Below are 4134 nucleotides of genomic sequence, written 5' to 3' on the forward strand. Positions count from 1 at the left end.
TAAGCGCCGTAGTATATACGTAAACACCTTCGCTCGTCAGACCCAGATCTAAATTTAATGTAATTAAACATGAAAATGGCACCCAATCTTTACGCATCAATCAAAGTAAAAATAGCGGGAGCTCTCAGATATTTTGCGCAGAAAAAACTATAGTTGAATCAGGTCAATAATAAAAAGGAGCTCGTTATGATCAAAATTGAAGACATGATGACTCGCAACCCCCATACCCTGTTGCGTACACACACGTTAGCCGATGCTAAGCACACTATGGAAGCGTTGGATATTCGCCATATCCCTATCGTCGATCCACACAAAAAACTACTCGGTATCATTACTCATCGAGATATTCTTGCCGCGCAAGAGTCGAGCTTAAAAAACATCCCTGAAGATCAATCATATACACTGACAACGCCATTATATGAGGTGATGCATACTGAAATCATGACGGTTGACCCGCGAGCGGGGTTAAAAGAGAGTGCTATCTACATGCAAAAACATAAAGTAGGCTGCTTACCCGTTGTAGATAAAGGCCAACTAGTGGGCATTATTACTGACACGGACTTTATTGGGGTAGCTGTTACCTTACTTGAGCTACAAGAAGAGAGTGAACCGGACGAAGTCGATATTGAATAACGCTCACTCCCTAATATAAGTACCTCACATAAAAAAGAGCGGCTTACGCCGCTCAAAGGTGTTACACAGATAATGATTGGGAAGTATAGCTAATTAAAATTGGTCTTCTTCGGTAGAGCCCGTTAACGCGGTCACGGAAGAGCTGCCACCTTGGATGGTATTGGTCATCCGGTCAAAGTAACCCGTTCCCACCTCTTGTTGGTGTGCAACAAAGGTATAACCTCTTGATGCTGCTTCAAACTCTGGACGCTGAACTTTCTCAACGTAATGACGCATACCTTCGCCTTGCGCGTAAGCATGTGCTAACTCAAACATGTTGTACCACATGTTATGAATACCCGCTAAGGTGATGAATTGATATTTGTACCCCATGTCCGACAACTCTTGCTGGAAACGAGCAATAGTGTCTGCATCCAAGTTTTTCTCCCAGTTGAAAGAGGGAGAACAGTTATAAGCCAGCAGTTGATCTGGGTATTGCGCTAGAATTGCTTCGGCAAATTGGCGGGCTTCATCCAAATCAGGCTTAGCGGTTTCACACCACACGAGATCAGCATACGGCGCGTAAGCGAGACCGCGTGAAATCGCTTGCTCAATCCCAGCATTCACGCGATAGAAACCTTCTTGAGTACGCTCACCTTGGATAAAATCACGATCGTATGCGTCGCAATCCGAGGTCAGTAGATCCGCCGCGTTTGCATCAGTACGAGCAATGACCAAAGTGGTTGTCCCTGATACGTCAGCGGCCAAACGTGCCGCAATCAATTTTTGAACCGCTTCTTGAGTCGGAACCAGAACCTTGCCGCCCATGTGTCCGCATTTTTTTACTGACGCCAACTGATCTTCAAAGTGCACACCGGCCGCCCCTGCTTCAATCATCGACTTCATCAACTCGTAAGCATTGAGTACGCCACCAAAACCGGCTTCAGCATCAGCAACAATCGGTAAGAAGTAATCAATACCACCTTCATCTTCCGGTGATTTTCCAGCCGCCCACTGAATTTGATCGGCACGACGAAACGAGTTGTTGATGCGCTTGACCACCGATGGAACAGAATCGACTGGATAGAGCGATTGGTCTGGGTACATGGTGGAAGCGGTGTTGTTGTCTGCCGCTACTTGCCAGCCGGAGAGATAAATCGCCTCAATTCCCGCTTTGGCTTGTTGTACCGCTTGACCACCTGTCAATGCACCCAAACAGTTCACATAACCTTTTTTGGCACTGCCGTTAACCAGTGACCACAATTTATCAGCGCCACGTTGGGCCAAGGTGTTGGCTGGAGTGATTGAACCGCGCAGGTCAACCACTTCAGCAGCAGTATAAGTACGCTTTACATTTTTCCAGCGTGGGTTGGTTGCCCAATCTTTTTCTAGAGCTTCGATTTGTTGGCGGCGAGTTAATGTCATGGTCTATCCCTCTTATTTTGATGCGCAAGCGCACTGTCATCCTTTTCTCAGCAGTACGACCTATTCTGCTTTTGAAAACAGCTTCACGTTATTGGTTGTCAGTAATTGGTTATTAGTTATTGGTTTTAAATCTCATCAATCTAGGTAGTCATAACCCGGAACGGTGAGAAAATGTGTCAGCTCATCGCTGGTAGTTAAGCGAGCCATCAATTGTGCCGCTTCGCTAAATCGTCCTTGTGCAAATCGCTGCGTGCCGATTTCCTGTTTCACGACTTCAATTTCTTGCGCAAGATACTGCTCAAAAAGCGCTTTGGTAACAATCAGACCGTTATCCAAGGCTTTTCCATGCTTGATCCATTGCCATATTGACGCTCGAGAAATCTCTGCGGTCGCCGCATCTTCCATCAAACCATAAATGGGGACACAGCCATTGCCGGAGATCCATGCTTCGATGTACTGAAGTGCAACTCGAATATTATGACGCATGCCATGTTCGGTACGCTCCCCTTCACATGGGGTCAACAGCTCATTGGCATAAATCGGCGCATCAGACAGACGCGTAACATCTAATTGGTTACAACGCTCGCCAAGTACTTGGTCAAAGACCGCTTTTGCCGTATCCGCTAAACCGGGATGGGCAACCCAAGTACCGTCATGACCATTATTGGCTTCAAGTAATTTATCGTGATGAATTTTATCGAGAACCAACTGATTTTCTTGGGGATCTTTAGCTGGAATGAACGCGGCCATACCGCCCATCGCAAATGCGCCACGCTTATGACAGGTGTAGATCAGTAAGCGTGAATAGGCGTTAAGAAACGGCTTTTCCATTGTGACAACTTGGCGATCTGGTAGCACCCGATCCGGATAATTTTTCAATGTCTTGATATAACTGAAAATGTAATCCCAGCGGCCACAATTTAAGCCGACAATGTGTTCTTTAAGCGAGAACAATATTTCGTCCATCTCGAACACGGCGGGTAAGGTTTCAATCAATACGGTGGCTTTAATGGTGCCAGTTTCTAACCCAAAATACTCTTCGGTAAAATGGAAAACGTCACTCCACCACTTTGCTTCTTGATAGGCCTGAAGTTTTGGAAGATAAAAATAAGGGCCACTGCCTTTTTTAAGCAATGATTTATAGTTGTTGTAAAAGTAGAGTGCAAAATCAAACAGCGAACCCGGAATACTTTGCCCTGCATATTTAACATGCTTTTCTTTAAGGTGCAGACCGCGTACCCGACAAATGAGCACCGCTGGGTTATCTTTAAGCTGGTAACACTTACCATTGTCAGGATTGGTATAGCTAATGGTTCCTTCAATGGCATCACGCAAATTGACTTGCCCATCCAGCACTTTATCCCATGCTGGTGACATCGAATCCTCAAAATCCGCCATGAACACTTTGACGTTAGCATTCAATGCATTGATCACCATTTTTCGGTCGGTTGGCCCCGTAATCTCCACTCGACGATCTTGTAAATCGTGTGGGATACCGAGAATTTTCCAGCTTCCTTCGCGAATATCTTGCGTATCCTTGAGAAAATCCGGCAGTTCTCCGTTATCAATACGTGTTTGTCGCTCTTCTCGTGCATCCAGCAGCGAATCAACACGGCTTGCAAATTTAGCACACAGAGTGGACAAGAAGATTTGGGCTTCTGAAGGGAAAATAGCTTGGTGATGTGAGCCAACGGCACCAACAACCTCAAGCTTGGCTTCGTGGTGTTCTTTGCTGAGTGCTAACTCTGTTTCTGGGGTCTGTGCAAACATAACGTTCTTCCTTAAAACCATTCCAACTACATTTGTAATTTAAAAACCACAAATTCAAATGCTCATTTTTTGCTATCCACTGACTTATCTCTACCGACACTTTCTCTCAGTCAATCCAATATTTCAAGCCTAACCAAGCTAGACATAAGTCTTACAAAACCTTATTAAACCTTACATCAACTCAGCATTCAGCAAAAGAGACAAAGTTAATGAAAGGTTAAAAACAAAGTTTTATCCCGTTTCAAACCTATGTTTGATTTCCTTGTTAAATATGAAAGTTATTACGTTATTTTATTACATGACTCAAAAAGGCAGATTTTAGTTTTA

The 4134-nt window shown here is 44.6% G+C and carries 3 protein-coding genes; 1 reads left to right on the forward strand and 2 read right to left on the reverse strand.

Annotated elements, in window-relative coordinates:
• The first annotated feature begins 186 nt into the window (after positions 1 to 186).
• Positions 187 to 633 (forward strand): CBS domain-containing protein, encoded by a 447-nt coding sequence (locus AACT21_RS07315; protein ID WP_038171482.1) that lies wholly within the window; start codon positions 187 to 189, stop codon positions 631 to 633.
• Between the two features lie 93 nt (positions 634 to 726).
• Here AACT21_RS07315 and aceA read toward each other — a convergent pair whose 3' ends face one another.
• Positions 727 to 2037: an isocitrate lyase gene (aceA, locus tag AACT21_RS07320; protein ID WP_013857509.1), complete on the reverse strand. Its 1311-nt coding sequence runs from the start codon at positions 2035 to 2037 to the stop codon at positions 727 to 729.
• A 135-nt stretch (positions 2038 to 2172) separates the two neighbouring features.
• The gene (gene aceB, locus AACT21_RS07325) at positions 2173 to 3807 is read right to left on the reverse strand and encodes a malate synthase A (protein ID WP_094163586.1); all 1635 of its coding nucleotides are present in this window, start codon (positions 3805 to 3807) and stop codon (positions 2173 to 2175) included.
• Positions 3808 to 4134: the final 327 nt, after the last annotated feature.

Origin of the sequence: Vibrio sp. V08_P9A1T1, assembly GCF_963874405.1 — a bacterium.
GTDB classification, from domain to species: domain Bacteria; phylum Pseudomonadota; class Gammaproteobacteria; order Enterobacterales; family Vibrionaceae; genus Vibrio; species Vibrio anguillarum.